The sequence below is a fragment of the Candidatus Hecatella orcuttiae genome (genome assembly GCF_002009985.1).
In the GTDB taxonomy this organism is placed as follows: Archaea; Thermoproteota; Bathyarchaeia; order Hecatellales; family Hecatellaceae; genus Hecatella; species Hecatella orcuttiae.
This window is the reverse complement of record NZ_MTLX02000005.1, coordinates 96,272-118,504: the sequence shown is the minus strand read 5'-3', so window position 1 is coordinate 118,504 and position 22,233 is coordinate 96,272. Positions and strand designations below refer to the sequence as shown.

Annotated in this window: 22 protein-coding genes; 7 read left to right on the top strand and 15 right to left on the bottom strand. The window is 56.4% G+C overall.

Annotation, left to right across the window (positions count from 1 at the left end; translation table 11 throughout):
- Positions 1-42: 42 nt before the first annotated feature.
- The 4 genes from BWM17_RS03445 to BWM17_RS03430 are packed head-to-tail and all read right to left on the bottom strand — an operon-like array spanning position 43 to position 3,565.
- Complete coding sequence (locus BWM17_RS03445; protein WP_309492527.1) at positions 43-1,491, bottom strand: ATP-binding protein; 1,449 nt, start codon at positions 1,489-1,491, stop codon at positions 43-45.
- Complete coding sequence (locus BWM17_RS03440) at positions 1,491-2,567, bottom strand: hypothetical protein (RefSeq protein ID WP_309492525.1); 1,077 nt, start codon at positions 2,565-2,567, stop codon at positions 1,491-1,493. The genes BWM17_RS03445 and BWM17_RS03440 overlap by 1 nt, the downstream gene beginning before the upstream one ends.
- Positions 2,568-2,585: 18 nt before the next feature.
- Positions 2,586-3,104: a hypothetical protein gene (locus BWM17_RS03435; RefSeq protein ID WP_309492524.1), complete on the bottom strand. Its 519-nt coding sequence runs from the start codon at positions 3,102-3,104 to the stop codon at positions 2,586-2,588.
- Positions 3,105-3,109: 5 nt separating this feature from the next.
- Positions 3,110-3,565 (bottom strand): hypothetical protein, encoded by a 456-nt coding sequence (locus BWM17_RS03430; protein ID WP_309492523.1) that lies wholly within the window; start codon positions 3,563-3,565, stop codon positions 3,110-3,112.
- A gap of 107 nt (positions 3,566-3,672) precedes the next feature.
- Between BWM17_RS03430 and BWM17_RS03425 the strand changes: the two genes are divergently transcribed.
- Positions 3,673-4,179, top strand: coding sequence for a hypothetical protein (locus BWM17_RS03425; RefSeq protein WP_309492522.1), 507 nt, complete (start codon positions 3,673-3,675; stop codon positions 4,177-4,179).
- Here the strand turns inward: BWM17_RS03425 and gatE are convergent.
- Genes gatE through BWM17_RS03400 form a run of 5 tightly spaced genes read right to left on the bottom strand, consistent with a single transcriptional unit; the run spans position 4,155 to position 10,617 of the window.
- A complete protein-coding gene (gatE, locus tag BWM17_RS03420; RefSeq protein WP_309492521.1) occupies positions 4,155-6,068 on the bottom strand; it encodes a Glu-tRNA(Gln) amidotransferase subunit GatE in 1,914 nt (637 codons plus the stop codon). The two genes, BWM17_RS03425 and gatE, sit on opposite strands and share 25 nt — an antisense overlap.
- Before the next feature lie 22 nt (positions 6,069-6,090).
- Positions 6,091-7,416, bottom strand: a complete 1,326-nt coding sequence (gene gatD / locus BWM17_RS03415) for a Glu-tRNA(Gln) amidotransferase subunit GatD (protein ID WP_309492520.1) — start codon at positions 7,414-7,416, stop codon at positions 6,091-6,093.
- A 5-nt stretch (positions 7,417-7,421) separates the two neighbouring features.
- Positions 7,422-9,071, bottom strand: coding sequence for a tRNA uridine(34) 5-carboxymethylaminomethyl modification radical SAM/GNAT enzyme Elp3 (locus BWM17_RS03410; RefSeq protein WP_309492519.1), 1,650 nt, complete (start codon positions 9,069-9,071; stop codon positions 7,422-7,424).
- A gap of 1 nt (position 9,072) precedes the next feature.
- Entirely contained in the window at positions 9,073-9,801 is a 729-nt protein-coding gene (locus tag BWM17_RS03405) for a PAC2 family protein (protein ID WP_309492518.1), read from the bottom strand.
- A gap of 15 nt (positions 9,802-9,816) precedes the next feature.
- Positions 9,817-10,617: a proteasome assembly chaperone family protein gene (locus BWM17_RS03400; RefSeq protein WP_309492517.1), complete on the bottom strand. Its 801-nt coding sequence runs from the start codon at positions 10,615-10,617 to the stop codon at positions 9,817-9,819.
- Between the two features lie 110 nt (positions 10,618-10,727).
- Here BWM17_RS03400 and BWM17_RS03395 point away from each other — a divergent pair, with 110 nt between their 5' ends.
- Together BWM17_RS03395 and arsB are read left to right on the top strand one after the other, a co-directional pair.
- On the top strand, positions 10,728-11,627 hold the full coding sequence (locus BWM17_RS03395; RefSeq protein WP_309492516.1) for a bile acid:sodium symporter family protein: 900 nt from the start codon (positions 10,728-10,730) through the stop codon (positions 11,625-11,627).
- A gap of 143 nt (positions 11,628-11,770) precedes the next feature.
- A complete protein-coding gene (gene arsB, locus BWM17_RS03390; RefSeq protein WP_309492515.1) occupies positions 11,771-12,823 on the top strand; it encodes an ACR3 family arsenite efflux transporter in 1,053 nt (350 codons plus the stop codon).
- A 12-nt stretch (positions 12,824-12,835) separates the two neighbouring features.
- Here the strand turns inward: arsB and BWM17_RS03385 are convergent, their stop codons facing one another.
- Positions 12,836-13,306 carry a ferritin family protein gene (locus BWM17_RS03385; protein ID WP_309492514.1) on the bottom strand — a complete coding sequence of 157 codons (471 nt, stop codon included), beginning with the start codon at positions 13,304-13,306 and terminating at the stop codon, positions 12,836-12,838.
- A gap of 31 nt (positions 13,307-13,337) precedes the next feature.
- Complete coding sequence (locus BWM17_RS03380; RefSeq protein WP_309492513.1) at positions 13,338-14,129, bottom strand: V4R domain-containing protein; 792 nt, start codon at positions 14,127-14,129, stop codon at positions 13,338-13,340.
- 181 nt (positions 14,130-14,310) lie between these two features.
- Here BWM17_RS03380 and glyA point away from each other — a divergent pair, with 181 nt between their 5' ends.
- The gene (gene glyA, locus BWM17_RS03375; RefSeq protein WP_309492512.1) at positions 14,311-15,627 is read left to right on the top strand and encodes a serine hydroxymethyltransferase; all 1,317 of its coding nucleotides are present in this window, start codon (positions 14,311-14,313) and stop codon (positions 15,625-15,627) included.
- Between the two features lie 11 nt (positions 15,628-15,638).
- Here glyA and BWM17_RS03370 read toward each other — a convergent pair whose 3' ends face one another.
- Complete coding sequence (locus tag BWM17_RS03370) at positions 15,639-16,268, bottom strand: Lrp/AsnC ligand binding domain-containing protein (RefSeq protein WP_309492511.1); 630 nt, start codon at positions 16,266-16,268, stop codon at positions 15,639-15,641.
- A gap of 139 nt (positions 16,269-16,407) precedes the next feature.
- Here BWM17_RS03370 and BWM17_RS03365 point away from each other — a divergent pair, with 139 nt between their 5' ends.
- The 3 genes from BWM17_RS03365 to BWM17_RS03355 all read left to right on the top strand — a co-directional run bounded on the left by BWM17_RS03365 (position 16,408) and on the right by BWM17_RS03355 (position 18,840).
- A complete protein-coding gene (locus BWM17_RS03365) occupies positions 16,408-16,992 on the top strand; it encodes a hypothetical protein (protein ID WP_309492510.1) in 585 nt (194 codons plus the stop codon).
- Positions 16,993-17,094: 102 nt separating this feature from the next.
- Positions 17,095-18,078 (top strand): ATP-binding cassette domain-containing protein, encoded by a 984-nt coding sequence (locus BWM17_RS03360; protein ID WP_309492508.1) that lies wholly within the window; start codon positions 17,095-17,097, stop codon positions 18,076-18,078.
- Between the two features lie 33 nt (positions 18,079-18,111).
- Entirely contained in the window at positions 18,112-18,840 is a 729-nt protein-coding gene (locus BWM17_RS03355; RefSeq protein ID WP_309492507.1) for an ABC transporter permease, read from the top strand.
- A 24-nt stretch (positions 18,841-18,864) separates the two neighbouring features.
- Here BWM17_RS03355 and BWM17_RS03350 read toward each other — a convergent pair whose 3' ends face one another.
- The 3 genes from BWM17_RS03350 to rqcH all read right to left on the bottom strand — a co-directional run bounded on the left by BWM17_RS03350 (position 18,865) and on the right by rqcH (position 22,137).
- The gene (locus BWM17_RS03350; protein WP_309492506.1) at positions 18,865-19,134 is read right to left on the bottom strand and encodes a hypothetical protein; all 270 of its coding nucleotides are present in this window, start codon (positions 19,132-19,134) and stop codon (positions 18,865-18,867) included.
- Positions 19,131-19,991 carry a hypothetical protein gene (locus BWM17_RS03345; RefSeq protein ID WP_309492505.1) on the bottom strand — a complete coding sequence of 287 codons (861 nt, stop codon included), beginning with the start codon at positions 19,989-19,991 and terminating at the stop codon, positions 19,131-19,133. The genes BWM17_RS03350 and BWM17_RS03345 overlap by 4 nt, the downstream gene beginning before the upstream one ends.
- Positions 19,992-20,127: 136 nt before the next feature.
- The gene (rqcH, locus tag BWM17_RS03340) at positions 20,128-22,137 is read right to left on the bottom strand and encodes a ribosome rescue protein RqcH (protein ID WP_309492504.1); all 2,010 of its coding nucleotides are present in this window, start codon (positions 22,135-22,137) and stop codon (positions 20,128-20,130) included.
- Positions 22,138-22,233: the final 96 nt, after the last annotated feature.

Genomic DNA, 22,233 nt, shown 5'->3' with positions numbered 1-22,233 from the left:
TTTTTTTGGCTTTCTCCCCTATTGAATAGATTAAATGATGGACTAGGAGAAGAACGTTCTTGTTTCTCCCATGGTCTTCACGTCCAGCGGCTTCACCCTGATGACGAAGGGAATCTCCCCCGTAACCTGCCCGATGGTCATGCAGTGGTGGGGTTTCAGGGACTGGGCTATGGCCTTCATGGTCTCCCCGTCGATTCTGGCTGCCTTGGATATGGCGTTGAGGTCGTGTTCGTTCTTGAAGTTGAAGAGAAAAATCGAGTCCGCCTGCCTGTAGATGTCCTCGCCTATGGAGTCCGGCCGGTTGGTTATGAAAGTGGTGAAGAGGCCCAGATGCCTCATCCGGGTGACAGCGTCCTCCCAGTAGGTCTCCCTAAGGTAGAGGTGAGCCTCCTCCGCGAAGAGGAAACACGCCTTAACCCTCCTCACCCTCAAAAGCTCCACCAGTTTACTCAGCGTGAACTCCACGACGAGCTTCCTCTCCAAGGGGAAAGACCGGCTGAGGTTGATGACCGCCGCGCCTCCCGTCCCCGATGTTTTTGCGAAGAAATCCTCCAGCCTCACGGTTTCTTCCCCTTCCTCGACGACGAAGCCTGAGCGCTCCAGTGTGTAGACCCTCGAGAGGAGAGCCTCTCGAACATGCTCGTTGAGGTCGCAGCATCGGAGGGTGTTTTTCAGGCTCTTGAGGCTGAGGGAGTCGCTGCGCTCTAGGTTTTTCCAGATCCTTGAAAACTCCCTCAGTGAGGTTTCCGGCAAACTTAGGACGTGGGCTAGGAGGCTGGAGGCGGTTGCTAGGCCCATGTAGCTGAGGGTGACTTTGAAGTTTTTCGCAGGGTTCAACACCATGATCCTGTCGTGGTAGCGGTTTTTCTCCCCGTTGGGATTAACCCCCAAGTTGACGTATTCCCCGTTGACGTCAAAGACCAGCACCGGAGCCCCGTGGTCCACTAGCCCCAAGACCAGCAGCTTGGAAAGATGGGATTTCCCAGAGCCCTTCCGCCCGGTGATGATGGACAGCTTCCCATCCAAAGCGTCAGCGTCGATCCGCAGTTCAAAGCCGTCCCCGTCGTCCCCTATCTTGATAGGCCGCCTGAAACCCAGCTTCAGCAGCTCGAATAGCTGGTGGGGTTTCAACCTGTAGATCTGGGAGTGAACCCGGGAGGGCAGCCATGAAACGTTCATGTCTATGGAGCCGCCTTGGATGGAGCAGCGGATTTTGCCTAGGAGAATTCGGATGTCTCTGAGGAGGGTGATCTGAGAGTTCAGCTGGAGGGGGTCGTAGTCTTCTCCGAAAAGATAGGCGTCGCCCACATCCTCCCTCACGAGGTCTTCCATCATCCCAGGGAGGTTGGCGAACTGGATGTCCACCACTTGGACGAGGAGGCTGCGTTTGGCTTTTAGGTCCTCCACCACTAGGTAGTCGCCTTTCTCCACCGTCTCCTCTGGGAAGCACAGAACTTGAACGGTGTCATGCTCCTTCTTGAAGAGGCGCATTAGCTGTCATCCCACCCGCCGTAGGGTCCGAAGAGCATCCTTCTCACAGGAGGAGACCTTACAATTTTGAACCCGTATCTCCCCGCCAGGGACCTTTGAAGACCCAGAACATCCACCGGGGTCAACGCTGAGAGGATGTGGGCGGCTCTCAGGGTTTCCGGATAGCCTTGGAAGGTGAGGTCGCTGGCTAGAAGCCGCTCCACCGCCTCCACCATCTCCCCCTTGGGCAGACAGCGGTCCACATCCAACCTGAAACCCGGGCTGTCAGGGGCGAACTTGGCGATGAAAGTGTATCCCAGCCTCTGGGAGGACGGGGAAACCTCTCCGACGCACTTATCTACGTCCACCAAGCAAGGGGAGGGTAGCTCCGTGGCTTCTGGGAGGGGGCCTCCGTTTTCGGAGAAGAGCCTTGTCTCCTTGGCAAGGGCCATAACCTTGTTGTTGCCGCTCCTAGCCAGCCTGAGGATATGGGAAAGATACGGGGAAACGGGGTCAAGGTCTAAACCGGCCGCCGGCATGACGCCGTCCCACAGGATGATGGAGTCCCTAGAAGACTCGCAGACCATCCTCTGCAGCTCTATCTCTAGGAGGTATCTGATCCTGCTCAGCCAGCCGGAGGGGTTGAGAAAGGAAAAGGCGCTTGCAGACACTGTGGAGCTGAAGGCAAAGTCTCTGAAGGTTTCAGGAAAACGCTCGGTGATGTGGAAAAGGAAGGGCCCATAGCGAAGGTACCGGTAGGCGAAGTCGTCTCTCCAAACAACCGTGCCTCGGAAGGCGCAGACCAAGCCTTTCTTCGTTCTCCCAATTTTTCTGGAGGAACAGTCCACAGCCGCCACTTTAACCCGGGGGGGACGGGGGTGAAGTTTCACGATTCTGCTCTGAAAATCATTCCAAGGGCTGTGCAGGTGGAAGGATGTCGTCCAGTTTTTGAGGAGAGACGACTCCTCCTCCCCTGTATCCGCAACGGTCAGCTCCAAGCTTTCCCCCGAGTTTTCTTCCATATCCTTCAAGGAGCGGAGGCTCACCTCCGCCCATCGGGTTGGAACCGTTGCTTCAGCTGTGTTTTCCAGCAGCAAGCCTGCGCTCCGCCTTTTTTAGGCTTCTTTAAGCTGTCTGAGTTTGGGCAGAATGTTTTCTTGGAAGTGCTTGAGCCCATAGGTGGTTATCTTATATTCGCCTCGCCCTATTCTCACCACCAGCCCTTCGTCCACCATTTCACTCAGCCTTCCAGCCATGGCTCCTATCCTCCCCCCTATGGCTTGGAGCAACTCATCCACGGAAAGGGAAACCCTTTCCAACCTGCCCACCTGATTACCCACATAAGCTTTGGTCAGATGGAGGGCGATGAGCTCTCGGATGCTCAACCTTCCCAGCCGGTCTTTTGGGATCAGGATCACGGGTCCTTCCGCTGTGAAGGCTAGGATGCCCTCCAAGTTTTTCATCAACCCCTCCAAGTCCACGGTCAACGTCAAGCCCTCCACCAGACGGTAAGCCGGGTAAACCCTGCCCACCAGCTGCAGGAAAGCTTTGATCACCTCCTCCGGTGAGCCTTCCAAGTCCAGTTTGGCTTCACCGAGCTCCACATGGACTTTGAGGCTTGGCTTCTCGGCCATGGGCTTCAGCTCCGCAGCCTCTGAACCATGTCCTCCACCATGGTTCTCCCGGTGGCTGTAAGCCTGTAGGAGCCGGCTTCCTTGAGGATGAGTCCCTCATAGCGGAGCTCACTCAGCCTAGCTCCGAAGCCTGCGGAAAGCCTCCCGGAATTGGCTAGAAGCCGGGCGATTTCCTTGGGCTGGAGGGGGTTGGGTTCGTTGGCGAAAAGGAGGAGACAGATGGCTTCTTTGTCGCTGAGCCGTTCCCGGGGTAGGGAGATGACGGTGCCTTCTTGAGTGTATTCCACCAGGCCTTTCAGCAGCTCTTTGCGGGTGGAGGGGGTTTCGGTGTGGAGGATTAGGCTGTCGACAATGTCCAGCCACTGAGGGAGCCCTTTGAGGTTTTCAACTAGGTCGTCGAAGCTTTCCCCTTCGAGGACGATGTCTCCGTAGGACCTTTTTATGGAGATTTTAACCTTCAACTTTCTCGCATATTTTTATGGCGGGTGGCTCTTATAAGTTTTTCGGATTTTTACGTAAAAATACGTAAAATATTTAAAGCCCGAACACCTAAATAAACCCAAGGCCCATGAACCAAAGTCTCACACCAGGCTTCCTCGAACTCACCCTCCTCGCAGACATCCCTTTCAAGGAAAAGAAGCGGCAGCGCTGGGAAGTCTACTTCTCCACCCCTCTTCTGGAGAGTTTTCGAAGCTATGCCTTGGAGGCGAAGTCCTCCGGCCGAGGAAGGGGGGAAGCCAGACGGGGGATGGCGGTGCAGTCCGTGGAGCTCACCGTCAACGCCTTGGAAGATGTGGCAGCTCGCCTGGGGGTGGACATCGACGGCTACGCTGGGAAGGCGGACACGGTCAACGGGACAACCCCGGACATGTTCATCGTCTACCGAGGCAGAAGGTTTCTGGTGGAGGTTAAATGTTCGGGGGAGAAGGTTTCCCACCCTCCCCGCCGCCTTCTTAGGGAGGCTCAAGTTTTCGGAGCCTACCAGGGGAGGGAGGGGCGGGGAGCCGTCCGGGTTAACGGCCGCTTCACCCACGGCAGCCCGCTGACGGTTCAGGTGTTCCTGCTGGAGGAGTGACGGTCTTCCAGTTTCTCCCTCAGCAGGCCTGCCACTGTTTTGGGGTCAGCTTTGCCGCGGACTTGGCTCATGACCATCTTCATCAGCCGGCCTAGAGCTTTTTCAGGCTTTTCCGCCAGCAGCTCAGGGTGCTCTTTAACCTGTTTATCAACCACAGCCGCCAGCTCCTCCATGCTCAGCATTCGGACGCCCAGCCGCTCCAACGCCTGCTCGGGGGAGACACCAGCGGCGGCCATTTCCTCCACCAGCTCGAGGAAGATTTCCTTGGCGGCTTTCCCCTCCCCGATGAGGGTGAAGGCTCCATAGAGCTGCTCGTCGCTTAGGCTGTCCACGGGCACCGCCTTTCTTTCCAAGCTTTTCATGGTCTCGGTGAGAGCGGTGGCCACAAAGGAGGGAGAAATCCGGCCTTCTGCCGCCACTTTTTCGAAGAGAGAGAGATAGTCCGAGTCCACCAGCTGTTCAGCCAGCTTCCTGTTGATGCTAAACCGCTCCATAAGCCGGGCTGCCAGCTGCTCTGGAGAAGGAGGAAGCACCGCCTTCAGCCTCTCCAACCTTTCCGGGGTGATGAGGATGGGAGGTATGTCTGTTTCCGGGTAAAGCCTAGCCGAGCCGGGCCGAGGTCTCATGTAGCGGGTGGAGCCATCGGGGCGAGCTGTCCTAGTTTCCTCAGGAACCCCTTGGAGGGCCTCTTTCACCCGTTCCACCACCGCCTCCAAGGCCTTTTCCGCCCTCTCCGCCCGGTCAGCCACCAGCACAGCCGCGTCCAGGGGGCTGAGGCCCAGCTGAGCCTTCAACGCCTCCACCTCTTGGGGGGTGATGCCGTAGCCGGGAAGCTCGTCGGTGTGGAAAAGCCCCCCCACGCCTCCGAAGAACTTAGCCCTATCCGCCAGCTCCGTTCCAAACCTGAGGTTGGGCCCCAGCTCCCAGCCTAAGAGGCCGGCCAACTTAGGGAGAGCCAAGGCTAAAACCCGACCGCCTGAGGCCAAAGCCCTCCGGATGACGGTGCTCTTGGAAGCCTGAAAGAGGGAGGTCACGTCCACTGGAGCGAAGACCAGCTCCTCCGCCTTCAGACCTCGGCTTTCCAGCTCTTCCTTTATCTTGAGGAGGCCCAGCTGCCGGCGGACTTCATTTTCCACCACCTTGGAGATGAGGCCCAGCTCCTGGACCCCTTTTACTTCTATGAGGGCGCCTCGGCGGATGGAAATGTTGAGGTCCTGCCGGATGGAGCCTAGGCCTCTCTTAACCTTCCCCGTGCCCCGTAAGGCTCTTCCTATGGCTAAAGCTGCGCTTTCCGCCTCCCGGGGAGTAGTCATGGCCGGAGCGGTAGCGACCTCGATGAGGGGAATGCCCAACCTGTCCAGGCGGTAGACAACCCTGTCCCCCCGGGCCTCCATCTTTCTGGCAGCGTCCTCTTCGAGGCTGATGGCTTGGAGGGGTATCCTCCGGCCCTCCACTTCCACCTCCCCGCCTAAGGCCACAACGCAGGTTCTCTGGAAGCCGCAGGTGTTGGAGCCGTCGATGACGATCTTCCTCATGACATGGATCTCCTCCACAGGCTTAGCCTTCAGGAGAAAGGCTGCTTGGAGGGCGATGTCCACAGCCTCAGGGTTTAGGTCGTGGGGGGGCTCCTCATCCATTTCCACCAAGCAGCAGGTTTTGGGGTCGGCTTCGTAGAGGATGGTGAGGCCTTTCTGAAACTCGAAGAGGGCCGCTGTGTCTACTTCCCAGAGCTCACTGGCCGTGGGCCTCAGCCGGCGGAGGAAGATGGTCTCCGCCTCCTCCCGGGTGAGGTGGGTGGGGCAGTTGCAGAACAGCTTATATTGGGTGTCCAGCTGCCTGTGGATTTCTATCCCTACCTTGGTTCCCAGCTCCCTGTAGTCGACATCCAACCTCCTACACCTTCCCACTTTGTCAGAGGAGAATCCGGGAGGAAAGCTCTCCCGCCAAGTTGGTGAGCATCAATCGTTGCACTTCCTCCTTTTCGGAAACCTGCCCAAAGGCCCACATGGCCTTAACTAGGGCGGTTTCAGGGAGCATATCCCCTAGGGGAACCACTCCCAAGGCTGAGAGCTCCCTGCCCACCTCGTAGACCGTCATGCGGACCTCTCCCCAGAGACATTGGGAGGTCATACCCACGAAGAGACCCTCATCCAAGGCCCTTCGGAGGTGGGAATAACAAAGCCGGGCTACATGGCCTAGGCCTGTGCCTTCCAGGATTATTCCCCGATATTTCCGGTCCACATACCAGTCGATGACTTCAGGGTTGAAGCCGGGGTGAAACTTAACCAAAGCCACCTTAGGGTCGAAGCGAGGCTTCACCCTCACCTTTCCCGTAGGGTTCCGAGGCCTGAAGCCCTCCGACGCCAGCATGGTCAGCTTTCCGTCGGACACTCGGGCTAGGGGGGAAGCGTTCACCGTCTTGAAGGCGTCCCGGCGGCTGGTGTGGCATTTCCTCACCTTGGTTCCCCGGTGGATGACCACCGCCTCGTCGGAGACCCACTCATGCATGGCCACGCCGACTTCGGCGAAGGGACCGTAGGCCGCAGCCCTCACGGCCGCCATAAGATTCAAGGCGGCGTCGGAGCTGGGTCTGTCGGAGGACCGCTGGGAGCCTACCAGTATGACGGGGGCGGGTAGGTCTTGGAGGGCGAAGCTGAGGGCGGCTGCCGTGTAGCCCATGGTGTCGGTGCCGTGGGCCACTATCACTCCGGCCGCGCCTTCCTCCAAGGCTTCAGCCACAGCCTCCGCCATCTTCTCCCAGTGGGGAGGGTAGACGTTTTCACTGAGGAGGCTGAAGAGCACTCGGGCCCTCACCCTGGCGATGCTGGAAATCTCCGGCACCGCCCGGTAGAGGTCTTCGGTGGAGAGAGCCGGGTAGACGGCTCCTGTGCGGTATTCCACCCGGCTGACGATGGTTCCCCCTGTGCCTATGACCTCCACCAAGGGTAGGTCCGGCTTCTCTTCCGGGGGCGCGAAGGGCGGAGCGCCCGGGGGCCTAGCCTTGGACTCTACTACTTCCACTTTCGCCCGCCCGTTGACTTTCACGCCTATGTTGTAGCCGCTGGCCAGCTTCAAGACCAAATAGTTAGGGTCGCCCAGCTGAGTTCGGGGCATGAGGATTCCCTCCACTGCTTCACCTTCCCTTTCCACCTTCACCTTGTCTCCCACCCTCGCACCGGCTTTCCTCAAGGCATCCAAGGCCTGATGCCTGTAGCCTGAGATTTCCTCCTTTTCCACAGTCTTTACCCCCTGAGCTCCTTGGCCACGTAGGGGCCCTCCTTCCTGTAGCCCAGCCGGTAATAATACTCTTTAACCCCTAGAGCTGCGGTTACCAGGATTTTCTCCGCCCCGTAGTCTTCCACAGCGATTTTCTCCGCCGCCTTCAGCAGGGACCTCCCGTAGCCCCGGTGCTGCCATCCCTCCTCCTCCCTCACCCCCAAAGGCAACATGGGACCGTAGACGTGGAGCTCTCGGACGATGAGAGAGCCTCCTCCCACCTCGCAGCGGTGAGCTTTGGGGGAAGGTTTCCGCAGCCGGAGGAAACCTACCAGAATATCCTGCTCCACATCCTCGTAGGAGAGAAAAACCTCTTCACCCTCGGAGGCCGGATACTTTTCCACCTTAAGCCTGATGTTTTCAGGTTTAGGTCTGAGGCCGCGCTTCAACTGGGAATGCCCCACCTCCCGGCATCGAATACACCGGCACCGCCACCCCCGAGCCGCCATGGCTTTCCGGACTACTTCCCTGAGGCTGCCTGTCTTCACCCCTGCGCATGTTTTTGGGAGGGGGATGTCCCGCTGGATTCTCTGAATCCGCACCCAGCCGGGCAGCTGGGCTTTAACTCGGGCGAGAAGCTCCACCAGGTCTTCTTGGGGGTAAGGCAGGTAGGCTCCTTTCCTCCACATTTCATGGAGGCCTGTGCCCTCCAAGACGACTGTCGGGTAGATCTTCAGCATGTCAGGCTTGAAGGCCTCGTCCTCGAACAGGGTTTGAAACATTTTCAGGTCCTTCTCCCAGTCGGAGCCGGGGAGGTTGGGCATCATGTGGAAGCAGACCTTCAGACCTGCGTCCTTCAACATCCTCGCCGCCTCCGCCACATCCCCCACAGCGTGCCCCCGGCCTACCAAACGGTAAACATCGTCGTAGAGAGTCTGCACCCCCAGCTCAACCCGGGTTACCCCCAGCTCCAGCATCCGGTCGATGTGGGACTCCCGAGACCAGTCAGGCCGGGTTTCCACGGTGATACCCACGTTTCTGATTTCACCCCTCTCCGCCTTCAACTTAGCTTCGGAAAGGCTGCGGGAAGGTGAACCGTTCAAGGCGTCCAAGCAGCCTCGGATGAAGTCTTCCTGGTAGCTGGGAGGCGTGGAAAGGAAGGTGCCTCCCATAACGATGAGCTCCGCCTTGTCCACCGCATGCCCTATGGCCCTCAACTGGCGGATGCGGCTCCACACCTGCCTCCCGGGGTCGAAGTCGTTCTGAAGCCCCCGCAGGGAAGCCGGCTCGTGGCCGGTGTAGCTTTGGGGAACCCCCTGCTCAGGCCCGCCGGGGCAGTAGAGACAGCGGCCGTGGGGGCAGGGATGAGGCGCGGTCATGACGGCTATGACCGTGACGCCGCTGGTCCTCCGAACGGCTTTCCTCCGTAAAACTTGGAGAAAGCCGGCTGGGCTTAAGTTTTCCGCCGCTTGGAGGATCTGAGCGTTGGCAGGCAGCTGGGGGAGGCCGTAAAGTTTTGAGACCTCCGCCTTAATTCGGCTGAGCTCCCGGCGGTTTGGCGAAGGCGCTGCGAGAAGCCTTTTGGCTATTTCCCTGCAGGCTTCTTGGAGGCGGGGGGTTTCCTCGAAATTTTGGAAAGAGAAAGCTGAGGCTTTGTTTTCCTGGCAGCTGCCCAACTCAATTTCGACCTTCTTTTCCCTCACCCATGAGGCGGGAAGAGTCTAGGCGGAGGTTTAGGATGGCGTCCAGCTTTCTCACCACCGCAGCGGCCGCCTGCGGGTCGGGGTTTTCCGGCTCCGCGGGGTCAGGCTGGGTTTTCCCAAACAGGCAGAGGCCTTCGATGCCCTTTAACATTCCTAAGCCGAAGACGAGGCCGGAGAAGCCCATGAAAGGGCCTTCGTAGCCGGGTTCAAGCCCGAACTTCTTAGCCTCCTCCAAGAGGTTTAGGCTGGTGGCGGCGCAGGCTACCTCCGCCCCCTCCAACCCGTAACCGGCCAGCACGTACATTCTTTTGACACCCAGCTCCCCTAGGAGTTCTACAACCCTCTCCGCCACCTCGTATTGGCCCTGGAAGTTGGCGTGGTAGCCTTCAACCACCACCAACGGGGTCGGAGCGGAGGTTAGGAAAAATTTAACCCTAGGTAGGCTTAGGGCTTTCCCTTCCAACAACCCGCCGGCCCAGCCGGGGAGGCTTGGCTGGGAGGCGTAGGATGGGCGAGTCTGATGCACAGCCGGGAAGCTGGGGGAGTAAAGCTCAGCCCAAAGCTTAGGTTGAAGCTGCTCCCTGAGAAGGTTTAAGGCCAGCTTGCCGATGGACCTGAGCCCCGGAGAGCCCACTACAGCTGTGGGGGCGGATACTTTGGGCTTGAACAGGAATCTGACCTTGCAGGAGGGTGAGACCGTCAACCGGTTTTCCTCTCCTCACACGTAGTAGGACTGCCCGGGAGGTCGGGCTTTCACCATCTTCTCCAACACGCTTTGCTCGAGTTTCTCCAGTTTCAGGATGAACTCCTCCGTCAGCTTAGCCTGCTTCTCCAGTTCGGCCATGCTGACCTGTATGCCTAGGAGTTTGGTTAACACCTCCAACACAGCCCTCGCGGATTTAGCGTCCACAATAGGCCGGCCTGAAGGAGTGGTAAAGGCGGGAGTTTCCCCTAAGAGGCAGAGGCCCTCCATCCCTCGGAGCCTAGCCTCCCCTAGGAGAAGTCCTTGAACACCTTCGATGAGTCCCCGTTCTAGGAGGGCGATTCCATGTTTCTCCAGAAGTTTCACCAGTTCAACATGGGTGACAGCCCCATAGACTTTGGGGGGCTTATCAGGGCTTCGGGACTCTACCACGTGGGCGGAGAGAGTGAAGATTCTTTGAACACCGTATTTTTGAGCTAGGTTTAGCACTTCCTCCACCACCTCGAACTGTCCCTCGGGGGAGGCTGCTTGAGTGTTCCCTGTGAAAAACACGAGGTCCCACGCCCCTTCCGGGTTCTTCCAGTAGTAGAATTCGTTTTTCATCAGCTCCACCGTGCCGTCTTTCCGGATGAGGACGTGGGGAGGGAAGTGGGAGGAGTAGAGCTCCCGGAAAAGCTCTGCTTTAAGCTCTTGGATGAGATAGTCCACGGACTGCTTTCCCACAAACCCCATGTCCGGGAAGCCGCAGACGAGAGAAACCTGTCTGAGGTTGGGGGTTTTAAGCTGTCTGGAGCGGAGGGTCATGGCTAAAGACATGTAAGGGCTTGGTATTATATGGGTTTTGGTTGTTTATCTAAGTGATAGGCAGCCGCCTGCGAACGGCTTAATTGTTTGAGCCTCCATCTTTTTCCCTAAGGGCCTTATCCATGGGATTATCCAGATGGATTAACGACAACCTTCTGTTTCTGGTGATCGTTTTCGCGATCACCGGCGTGCTGTTTCCCAAATTTTCCTTTCTCTCCCACTACGTAGACCCCATCTTGTTCGTGATGATTCTAGGTTTGGGGTTAACACTTACCTTCCAAGACTTCGGAAGAGTGGCGAGAACCCCTCAAAAAATACTGGCCGCGCTGGGGGTTCAATACTCCGTGATTCCGGTTGTAGCTCTGTCCCTCACATTCTGGGCAGAAAACCCCCACACCGCCCTAGGCATCTTGATAATCGGCGTTGCTCCCTCTGAGATAACCTCCGCCTTGATGGTCTACCTTGCAGGCGGAAACCTCGCCCTCGCCACAGCTATCATGGGAAGCTCCATCCTAGTGGCACCCTTCATCATGCCCCTGTTGCTTTCGCTGTTTGCTGGGAGGTCGGTGGCTGTAGACGCGGGTGAAATGCTGATGGAACTGTTGCTCATTGTAGCCTTACCTGTCATTTTAGGCTCCTTGCTGCGGACAAGATTTCAAAAACTGGCAGAATACAGGGAGCGGTTTTCCTCTCTGTCGTCAGTTATGGTGGTCCTGCTGATATTCACCGTGGCATCCAGCAATGCTGAGGCCATCCTAAGCATAGGCGTCATCTGGTTAGCTGTGTTGCTGCTGATCCTAAACCTCAGCGGCTACCTAATCGGCTCCCTAGCTGGAAAATTGATGAAGTTTGAGGGAGGCTCTAAGACCTACATGTTTACCGTCGGCATGAAGGAATTCGGCGTCGGAACCGCCGTCGCCCTCCAATTCTTCAGCCCTGAGGTGGCTTTACCTTCCGCTGTCTATGGGATGATTATGCTTATCACTGCGCCTTTTTTGGTAAAGCTGCTCAAAAAATCTTAGCGCGTAAAAAGGCCTTTTTTTACCCTATATTTTCTTATCAGAACCAAACTCATATAGATGCGTCAGCATAGTTGATTGAATTCAAATAGAAAGTCAATAATAAGAAAGACGAAAGAAATATCGCTCCTGAGCGTGCCGGTGGGATGGCTACGAAGGAAAGAAGGCTGGGGGTTTGGGAGAAATACCTGAGCGTCTGGGTGGTTCTCTGCATAATCGCCGGCATTGGCTTGGGGAGGCTTTTCCCGCAGATATCCGACGTTCTCAGCAAGTTGACCGTGGCTTACGTGTCCATTCCCATCGCTGTCTGCCTTTTCGCCATGATCTACCCCATCATGGTGCAGATTGATTTTAAAGAGGTTGTGAAGGCGGGGAAGACCCCTAAGCCCATCGCCGCCACCCTCTTCGCCAACTGGGCGGTGAAGCCTTTCACCATGGCCTTCTTCGCTTGGCTATTTTTAGGTGTGGTCTTCGCCCCTTTCCTGTCTTCGGAGCTTTCCGCCCAGTACAGGGCGGGACTGATCCTCCTAGGCGTCGCCCCCTGCACTGCCATGGTCCTCGTTTGGAGCTACCTAGCCCGCGGGAACATGGGGCACACCCTTGTCATGACGGCTATAAATTCCCTGACCATGGTGGTCCTCTACGCTCCTTTGGCTGTTTATCTCCTAGGGATTTCCGGCATCGTGGTTCCTTGGGAGACCATAGCCTTCGCCGTGACGGTCTACATCGTCGTCCCTCTCATCGCAGGCTATATTACGCGAAGCCAAACCATCAAGAGGAGGGGCCTCGAGTGGTTTAACTTGAGACTTGCCCCCCGGCTGGGCAGGGCCTCCGTCGTCGCCTTGCTCATCACCTTGGTGGTGCTGTTTTCCCTGCAGGGCTACGTGGTGGTGGAGCAGCCCTTGGTGATCGGAATGATCGCAACGGGTATCTTCGCCAACATCCTCCTTGTCTTCGGAATAGCCTATCTGCTTTCCAAGGTCATCCATCTCTCCTATGAGGACGCTGCGCCCACTGCCATCATCGCGGGAAGCAACCATTTCGAGGTGGCCATCGCTGTGGCTACGGTTCTATTCGGCCTAGCCTCAGGGGCGGCTTTGGCTACCGTTGTGGGAGTCTTAACCGAAGTTCCCTTCATGCTCTTCCTAGTCTGGCTCTGTAAAAGCACAAGAAGCTTTTTCCACGTCAAAGTTGAGTAGAAGCCGGGCGGTCTATTTTATAATCTCTTTGTAGGCTTTTTCGAAGGCTTGGAGTAGGGAGTTTATCTCGCGGTGATGTCTTTCCTCGTCGGATGCTAGATTCAACCATAGGTCTCTGAGCTTGGGCTCCCGGGTTTCTTGGGCTGTCTTCCTGTATTCCGTCACGGCTAGGAACTCCAGTTTCAGGTGGAATTTCATAGCGTGGTAGGCTTCTTGAACTTCGGAGGTGATGGTTAGTTTCTCGGGTTGGATGGGAGTCGAAGGCTTCACCTCTACTAGGATGTCTCTCCAATCCGGATGGTAGAATGCAGCGATGTCCTTCAGTATTCCTTGATGCCGCCTTTCATCTTCAGCCAGTTTCGTGTACAAGCTTTTGGCGTAGACGTTATCGGTCTTATCGGCGAACCTCTTGTACTCGATTTCTGAATACAGTTCAACGGAATAATAGCCCTGGAGCTTCTCCAACATACTTTTCTCGGACAAAACCTTCCCCTAATCATCTTAAGTATATGAGTTATGAAACTTTAAACTTGCAGTAGGGGTCTCCTTTGGCGATGCACTCAACCTCGGAGACTAAAACCTCTCTGCCAAACAGCACAGTCAGCACTCCGCTGAGGTACCCCCTGAAAAGATGGCTCCGGGCTTCCTTCAGCCTCCCCTTGTAGGGGGTGCATTCGAACAGTTCCTGAACCTCCACCGTAGCCTCAGCCTCTTCTTGGTTGAATTCTATCAGCCTTGGGATTCCCCAGCCTTTCGCTATCCGTTCAGCCAAGATTATTTCCAACATCTCCCGCCCGTCTACTCTGTAGTGGGCCTTGGTGGCTTCTGCCTTGCGCTTCCCCGCCTCTAGACCCATCTTGTAGACGATGGCCACTCCGCCGGTGCCGAAGTCTTTAAAGATCCTATCAAACATGTCTGCCACTGACTTGACGCGTATGAGAATGTTTCTTTCCCCCAGCGAAGCCTTCAGGGGAAAGTGCAAGTCGTCGATGATCAAGCCGTCGAGCCTCGCTTCCGCGTATCTGACATTCAACACCACATCGAGTTTTCTAAGCTCCTCCGCAACCTTTTCAGGCGTCAAATCAAGGCCTGTCAAGTCGGCGACAAAACTCCACAGCGAACGCTCCTCACCCGGATACGCTGTGAGGAAACCTGAGAAAACGTCTACGCCCAGCCGGGCGATTTCGCCTGAGATCTTCGCCAAAGCCCCTACCACGTTCTTCTTTTCCACGGCGAACTCAACCAGCCGCCGCCCTGGAGAGTAGATTCCGCACAGCACATCCTTGGGTAGTTTTTGATGAGTCAAAAAGTTCACCTTAACTAAATATATCTCAAACTACAATATTTAGCCTACTTCAATTTTAGGGTAGGTCTCTAGGATTTAAGCCAGAGTTTTCAGCCTAGAAAAGCTGAATTTCCCCTTCAAAGGCCGAGAATTCTTTTATCCTACTGCATACTATTGAGAAAGAGTTCAGGAGGACTCCCTTGTGTCCTATGCTCACACCTACTACGACCAGGTTCTGAGGCTTTTAGAGGAACATCACAGCTGGTTTAGAGAAGTGATCCCCCTCATAGCCAGCGAGAACATTCCCAGCCCCGCGGTTCGGGAGGCTTTGGCCACCGATTTCGGAAACCGCTACGCTGAAGGCTGGCCGGGGGAAAGAGTCTATGCCGGATGCCCGTACATCGACCGGGTGGAGATGCTCTGCAGCGAAATGGCGAAAAAGCTTTTCCGAGCTGAATTCGCCGACGTCCGGCCTATCTCCGGGGTGGTCGCCAACCTCGTTGTTTACTCCCTCTTCACCGAACCCCACGACCGCATGTTCGCCCTTTCCATACCCTGCGGGGGGCACATAACCACGGGAAAGAGAGAGCTAGGCGGCACCGCCGGCATAGCCCGAAGGCTCCGCGTGGAGTATTTCCCCTACAGCTATGAAGACCTGAACATCGACGTGGAGGAAACCAGGAAGAGGCTGAGGGATATGGTCAGGGAAAAGGACCCGCCTAAACTGGCCATGTTCGGAGGAAGCGTCCTCCCCTTCCCCCATCCGGTGAGGGAGCTGGCGGAGGCCTTCCACGAAGCCGGGGCGAAAGTGGTCTACGACGCCGCCCATGTGGCTGGACTGATAGCTTGCGGCCTGTTTCAAGACCCCTTACGGGAGGGCGCTGATGCCGTGACCATGAGCACCCACAAGACTCTCCCCGGCCCTCAGCACGGTATGATCGTCGCCCGCCAAACCTACGCTGAACAGGTGAAGAAGGTAACCTTCCCAGGGCTTGTCAGCAACCATCATCTCCACGCTGTGGCAGGAGTAGCGGTCATGCTGGCGGAAATGTTGGAGTTTGGAAGAGAATACATGAAGCAGGTTGTCAGAAACGCCAAAGCCCTAGCCCAAGCGCTCTGGGAGAGGGGGCTCAAAGTCCTAGGGGAGAAGAAAGGCTTCACTGAATCCCATGTGGTCTGGGTGGACATCACCCCCTACGGAGATGGGGGAACCTTGGAGAAGAAGCTGGAAAACGCCAACATCATCACCAACAGAAACCTCCTCCCCTGGGACATCAAGATGGGACGCCACTACCAGAACCCCGGCGGCATCCGCCTCGGAACCTCCGAGGTAACCCGGCTGGGAATGAGGGAGCCTGAGATGGAGGAGATAGCCGACTTCCTCAAACAGGTCATCGTCGACGGGAAGCCGCCTGAAAAAGTCAGAAGCAAGGTGGCTGAGTTCAGGAAACAGTACCAGAAGGTTCACTATTGCTTCCACAGCCTCACCGGGGCCTACCAGTATGTGAGAATTAGGTAAGGCTTGAAAAGTCAGCGGCTTCCTTCCGAGATCTTCTCTATTCTTTCCCTGTACTTTTCCCGGTAGGCTTCAAGACAAAGTTTGCAGCAGAAATACCGCTCCCCGCCTCCCACTTCCAAGACCCCCGGCTTTTCGCAGATTTCCCGGCCGCAGTAGTCGCAGGACAGGCGGAGGCCGGCTCGGGGCTTGATCACCACCGAGCTTTCCTCCTTCACCACCCTTGTGACGACGTGGCTGGACACAACGGTCAGGCCTTCCATCTTCCCCAAGGTTGTCTGAAGGAAGTCTTGGAGCTCCCTTATGTTCTGGAAGAAAACTTGGAGAAGCAGGTTGGCTTCCCCGGCTACCACGTAGAGACTTCTTACCTCCTCCCGCTGGGAGAGGGTGTGGAGGATGGATTCAAGGCGGGGAACCTCCACGTTCAAGGTAACGGTGGCCACCACCCCGTAGCCGATCTTGTTCGGGTCGAGGATGGGGGCTATTTTCTTGATGAGTTCCATGTTGAGCATCTTTCTGAAACGGCTTTCAACGGTGGGAGTGCTCACCTGGGCTGCTTTGGCTATCTGGCGGAAGGCCTTCCTTCCGTCCTCCATCAGCTCCCTAAGTATAGTCAAGTCAACTTCATCTAACTCGATAGGCATGAGGCTTAACCCTATCACATGATCTCCGCTGAGAAAATAAATGTTTAGAATAGGCGGACAGCCTTACGCTAGGTAGAGAGCCTCTGCTCTAAGGATACTAGCTTTATTATCCTCAGAACCTCTTAATGGTGAGGGAGAAATGGGAGAAGAAAGAGAAACCGCGCTTCAGAGAAACGGAAACCTCCTGAAGTTGAGCTTAGGGCCCTTAACCATCGAGCTCAAAGGCTGGAAAACCGAAGGATTTGGAGAATCCCTGAGAAGCATCTTAGAGGCGGTGAGAGATAATCTAAGCCTGATGAAGGAGGTGGCGGAAGAGTTCACCCGAAGCCGGCTGCCGTCCGCCCAAGTCCCACCTCCAGCCTTTACACCCAAGGCTCCAGCCGCGCTTTCTCTCGGGGAGCTGTCCTTGGTGGAGGTGCTTAAAAGGTCCGGGGTGAAAGCTCACACCGAGAAGGCGCTGCTCATCGTCTACTACCTCTACAACGTGAGAGGGCTTCAGACGGTTAACGCCCGAGACCTTCAAGAAGCCTACGCGGAAGCCCGTCTGGCCGCTCCGGCTAATTTCAACGACACCCTGAACAAGCTGGTCACCACAGGCAGGCTGACTTCGGCGGGAGTGGACAAAGACGGGATGAAAGCCTTCCGGATCACCCAGACGGGGGATGAGGAAGCGGAGAGGCTGCTTTCACCGGTTTTAAAGCTTACGGAGAAAGTTGAAAGGTAGGCTTCCTCGGGCTTTTGGATTTTTCCAAGCCGGCCAGCATTCGACTTGGGCTATGCTTATCAGAGCCTACGGTCTCCATGAGTGTATAGGTGTAAAGAAGCTTTGGCAGTCATCGAAGCTCAAAACCTGACGAAAGTCTACGATGGGAAAGTTAGGGCTGTGGACAGTGTTTCCCTGGAGGTCTTTGAGTCTGAGATATTCGGCTTCCTAGGGCCCAACGGCGCCGGGAAGACTACGCTGATCCACATGCTCTGCACCTTGCTGAAGCCGACCTCCGGCGTGGCTAAGGTGTCAGGCTATGATGTGGCGAAGGAGCCTGACTTGGTGCGGAAGTCGATAGGCATAGTTTTCCAAGACCCCAGCCTCGACGAGAACCTCACGGGAAGAGAGAACATGGACTTCCACGGGAGACTCTACGGCATGGCTACGGGGGAAATCAAAGAGCGAATCACCGAGCTTCTCAAGATGGTGGAATTGGAGGATAAAGCCGACAGACTGGTGAAGACCTACTCAGGCGGGATGCGGAGGAGACTGGAGATCGCCCGCGGCCTCATGCACCACCCTAAAGTGCTCTTCCTCGACGAGCCGACTCTGGGCTTAGACCCCCAAACCCGCCGTCACATCTGGGACTACATCCGGGAGCTGAACCGGAGGGAGCGGGTGACCATCTTCCTCACCACCCACTACATGGACGAGGCTGACAGCCTCTGCAACCGGGTGGCCATCATCGACTACGGAAAGATCATCGCCTGCGACGAGCCTAAACACCTGAAAGACCTGCTGGGCGGGGACATCATCGAGTTGAAGGTGGCTGGGAAGGCGGATGCCTTAGCCTCAGCCTTCAAGGAGAACCAGGCTGTCAGAGCCGTTAAAACCGCGGAGGGAACCCTCTGCCTCACCGTCTACGATGCTGCCAAGATGATCCCTCAAGTCCTAGAGCTGGCGGAGTCCTTGGAGGTGGAAGTGAACTCCGTGGACCTCCACCGGCCGACCTTGGACGATGTCTTCCTCACCTACACCGGGCGGAGGATAAGGGAGGAGGAAACAAGCCCCATGGAGAGGATGCGCCTGCTCATGAAGAGGTGAAAAGCCACGATTGAGAAGAGAGCCGTCTACATTTTGTGGCTTAGGGAAGTGAAGCGCTTCGCGAGGGCGAAGTCCAGAGTTGCCAGCGCCATAGCCATGCCCCTCATGTGGCTGGTTTTCTTCGGCGTGGGGTTCAGCTCCTCCTTCGTCTTCCCAGGCCTGAAAGGAGGCTACCTCGCGTTTCTGGCTCCGGGGGTCGTGGCTATCGCCCTCCTCTTCAGCTCCGTCTTTTCAGGGGTCTCCGTCCTCTGGGACAAGCAGTTCGGGTTCCTCAAAGAAATTTTGGTAGCCCCCGTCTCTCGCACATCCATCGTTTTGGGAAAAACCTTGGGAGGCGCCTCCACTTCCATGGTCCAAGGCCTTGCCATGCTGGGTTTGGCTATCTTGGTCGTAGGCAGATTTCCCGGGGTGCTCCCCACGCTGGCCATGGTGGGCGTGTGCATGCTGATTTCTCTGGCCTTTGTAAGCTTGGGAGTTTCCTTCGCCTCGACGATGGAGGATCCCCACGGCTTCCAGTTGATCATGAACTTCATCGTCATGCCCATGTTCTTCCTCAGCGGAGCCTTCTTCCCCCTCACCGGGGTGCCTACGTGGATGAGGATTCTCTCCTACGTGAATCCTATGACCTACGGGGTGGACGCGCTGCGGGGATTCTTCAGCGGAGAAAACGCCCTACCCCTCCTCCTCGACCTCTCCGTCCTCGTAGGCGTGTGCGTAGGCTTCCTCTTCCTGGGAGCATACCTGTTCAAAAGGAAACCCTAACCGAGGGCAACGTCTTAAGGGCGGTCAAATTTTCTCGGCTCTTCGAAATTTTTTAGCTCTTTCGTTTTTGAACACGTCAGCCTCCGCCCAAACGCTGGCCGGCAGAGCGTCGGCTTCGGCTAGGCAGCGGATTTCTCTAACCTCTTCGGCGGTCAGCCCTATTTTTTCAGCTATCGCCTTGTCGGAGAGCGGCGGAGGCGTGTAGGTTTTTCCATCGTAATTTTGAATCGCCAAACTTAACTGGAACACGGTATCCCTGTGTCTCCGGTATAGTTCTGCGAATGTCAGCTTCAAGGTTTTCCACCCCTCGGGATAGGCCTCAGCGTAGTGGCCTTTATGCAGACAGGGCAGTGTCTGAGGCATTCGATGCATCCGCCAACCAGTTCGCTGGAAAAGGCCAAGGACCTGACTATACGGCTGAAAAACTCTCCGTAGACCATCTGCTTTCTCTTTTCAAGGTCGGTTTCGTTGACAATTTCCAAAAGCTTTTGGCGGAAGGCCGTGGTCGAGGTGGTTTGAGCCCGAGGCTCGCAGAGGTATCGGCGGAACTGCATCCATTTTATTCTTCCTCCTTCAAGGAAGCCTGAGAGGCATGTGGGGCAGGCTTCCAAGCACGGTGTCGTATGTTTCGCTTCCCAGATTTTGATGCAGGAATGATGCGGGCATACAGGCTCCTCCATCGGACCGTCGGGTTTTAGAGGCATGGAGGTGACCACGCAGCTGAAGTTTAGCAGGCCGTGGTCTCTGTTTAATATCACGCCTCCGGCTAGGGCTCTTGTTCCCAGCCCGGCCATTTCAGCGCAGAGTTTTAGGCTTAGGAAAGGATTATGCCCTGACTCAGCTTGGCCGTCGTAAAAAACAGCGTAGTATCCATATTCCCTTTCGATCAGGGCGGCGAGTTTCATGACCACGGTTCCCCTTATCATGGGGTAGACCCTCGTGAGGGTGGTTATACGCGGGTTGGGGCTTCTCCAAGCTCCCGCCGTCGTAGGCGGCCCGCCTGTCACCACTACGCTTTTGGCGCCGGGCAGGATGTCGTCGGGCCTATGCCCCTCAGGGGCATACCGGTTGATGTCTTCCACGCTGGCGATTCCAGCCGCCAAAGCTCCGCACTCTACTGCATAGTTTTTAATTCTTTCCTCCGCTGACATCTGTTTCACCTGCTCAGTTAGAGAATAGGAGGCATCGAAGCCTATTTACGCTTTCAACTTGTCTGCGCTACTTTCCATCGGAGGAACAGAGCTGTGTAAACTGGAGGCGGCGGATTCTCGCCAAAAACTTTCTTCCTCAGCTTACCATGCATCCCCTGCCGTAGGGGATGAGGGCGATGAAGTCTTCCAAGGGAATCTTCAACACAGCATCTCTCCATTCTTTGGGCGTCTTCCCCGCTAAGGTGGACCTTACTTTTAGGGCGAGTTCTTTGGCGCGCAGGTTCCCCGGAGCCAACACAACGTGGGGCTGTGGGGGTTGGAAAACTTGCGGGGGCGCAGCGTAAACCTGAGGCATCCCCCCCTCCAGCTTGACTCCTAGGGCTATTCTTAGGGGGATGTTTCGAATGTACATTCGAGGCCCGCTGACGGAGAAGGCGCCTCTCCCCAAATACTGGCCTGAGGGAGCAGCCTTACTCAGCTGGCCGGGGTTCACATGGTAGGCGTCGGCGGCGTTCAAGCCCTCCCGCCAAGCTCGACTGTAGCAGACGGCGAACTGGGCGGCTTCCCGAAGGTCGGATTCGGAGGGTTGTTTCCCCCCGGTTTTGACAACGGCGAAGGGGGCGCCTGCTATGTCTGTGTGAAAAACCCGGTCCTCAGGCTCCGCGTATCTTTTAACCAGAGCCTCGTTGGAGGAGGCATCCCTGCCGGCCACGACGAGAAAGCCTCCGGAGGTGAAGAAGAACCTAAACTTTTCAAACCATTTTTTTTCCTTAACCTTAACAGGATGCAGGGGCTGCTCCCTCAGGGCCTCTAGGTCTTTTTCCAAGGCCTCCATCTTCCGCTGTGTTTCCCCTAGAGCCTCTTTCAGGCTTGAGATTTTCCCTCGGAGGTCCTTTGACTCCTGGAAATGGGCGGAGGCGTTTTCGTACACCGACTTGCCGACGGTGAGGTCGAATTCTAAACCCTCCACTGAAAGCCTTAACCGGCGGTCTTTGGGATTGAGCCCCACCACCCAAGAGTAAGGGGTCTCGCCCTTGTTTTTCCTCAAATCGATCTCCCGGCTGATTTCCGGCCAAGGCTTTCCGTTGAGGACGTTTTTCTCCACCTCTCGGAGGAGGCTCTGGAGTTCTAGGGAGTGGTGGAAGATGGTTTCCCCCGCCTTTCGATGCCGGGCTTCCTCCTTTTCCAGCTCCCCGAGCTTGGCTTCCTGTTCCTTCAGGATTCTCTTCAGCTCCCCGAGCTTGGAGGCGACCTTTGCCTGGCGTTCCCCTTCAGCCTTCCCTGTTTCAAGCTTGGTGAAATACTCGTCGAAGGCCTCGTTGAGGCTAGGATAGCTCTCCACCTTTTTTCCGGAGTAGACTTGGAGGGGGAAGGGAACGACGTCCAAGGGTTCACCGTCTTCATCCAGCACCACCGAAGGCCGGGGGTCTTCGATTTCCCGGAAAACCCTCTGAGCGGCTTGGAAGATCCTCTCCGCCATGGTGAACGTCACCTCCCCTCCGGCCAGCTTCTTGTCCACACCGGCTCGGAGGAGAATTTCCTCCGCGTAGGTGCCTCCAATCCCATATATTCGAGTAAGAGCCTTAACCACCTCGACTTTCTCCAGCTTCAACTTTTCCAAGAGTATTTCCGGGCTGGAAGGCCTCTGGCCGAGGCCTAGGGGGGGTGGTGGGGCAAGCTTCCGGCCGCGGGCCACGAGCCTGTCCTTGGTTTTTCTCTGCGCTAGGGCATGGAGCACCTTGTCCTCACCGTCCGTCAGGATGATGTTGCCTTTCCCGAAGAACTCAGCAGCCAGCTTGAAGTTTTCACCATGCGCGAAGATGTGAAGAATGAGCATTCTCTCAAAGTCGGGCTGCTCCACCTTTGAAACCCTGCCGTTGAGGAGGTACTTTCGGAGGGCGGAGCAGAAGGGCGGAGGCCTCAGAGGTTTTTCCACCGAGTAAGCGGTGAGGTGAACCCTTCTCCCAGCTTCGATGAGGAGGTTTCTGACGGGTGAGGCAGGCTTGTTCAACTTCACCAGTAGGGTGGTCGGGTTCACTTGGTAGATGTTGTCCACGTAGTAGTCTTTCAGCGCCCTGTCTAACTCCGCGGATAGAACCGCCAAGTCGAAGCTGCTCGGCTGCGTCTTCACCCTGTTCTTCTTCAAACCGGCCTTAGGCCCCTAAACTTAGAGAGGACTGGGGGATAAATATCTTCGGAGGAAGAAGCCGCCCTAACAGAGTTTATATCCTTTTAGCAGATA

Bases quoted from the DNA above. Each gene is read 5' to 3' on its own strand.
- BWM17_RS03445 (WP_309492527.1), bottom strand. From the start codon at position 1,491: ATGCGCCTCTTCAAGAAGGAGCATGACACCGTTCAAGTTCTGTGCTTC.
- BWM17_RS03435 (WP_309492524.1), bottom strand. From the start codon at position 3,104: ATGGCCGAGAAGCCAAGCCTCAAAGTCCATGTGGAGCTCGGTGAAGCC.
- BWM17_RS03425 (WP_309492522.1), top strand. From the start codon at position 3,673: ATGAACCAAAGTCTCACACCAGGCTTCCTCGAACTCACCCTCCTCGCA.
- BWM17_RS03400 (WP_309492517.1), bottom strand. From the start codon at position 10,617: ATGTCTTTAGCCATGACCCTCCGCTCCAGACAGCTTAAAACCCCCAAC.
- BWM17_RS03395 (WP_309492516.1), top strand. From the start codon at position 10,728: ATGGGATTATCCAGATGGATTAACGACAACCTTCTGTTTCTGGTGATC.
- arsB (WP_309492515.1), top strand. From the start codon at position 11,771: ATGGCTACGAAGGAAAGAAGGCTGGGGGTTTGGGAGAAATACCTGAGC.
- BWM17_RS03370 (WP_309492511.1), bottom strand. From the start codon at position 16,268: ATGCCTATCGAGTTAGATGAAGTTGACTTGACTATACTTAGGGAGCTG.
- BWM17_RS03365 (WP_309492510.1), top strand. From the start codon at position 16,408: ATGGGAGAAGAAAGAGAAACCGCGCTTCAGAGAAACGGAAACCTCCTG.
- BWM17_RS03345 (WP_309492505.1), bottom strand. From the start codon at position 19,991: ATGTCAGCGGAGGAAAGAATTAAAAACTATGCAGTAGAGTGCGGAGCT.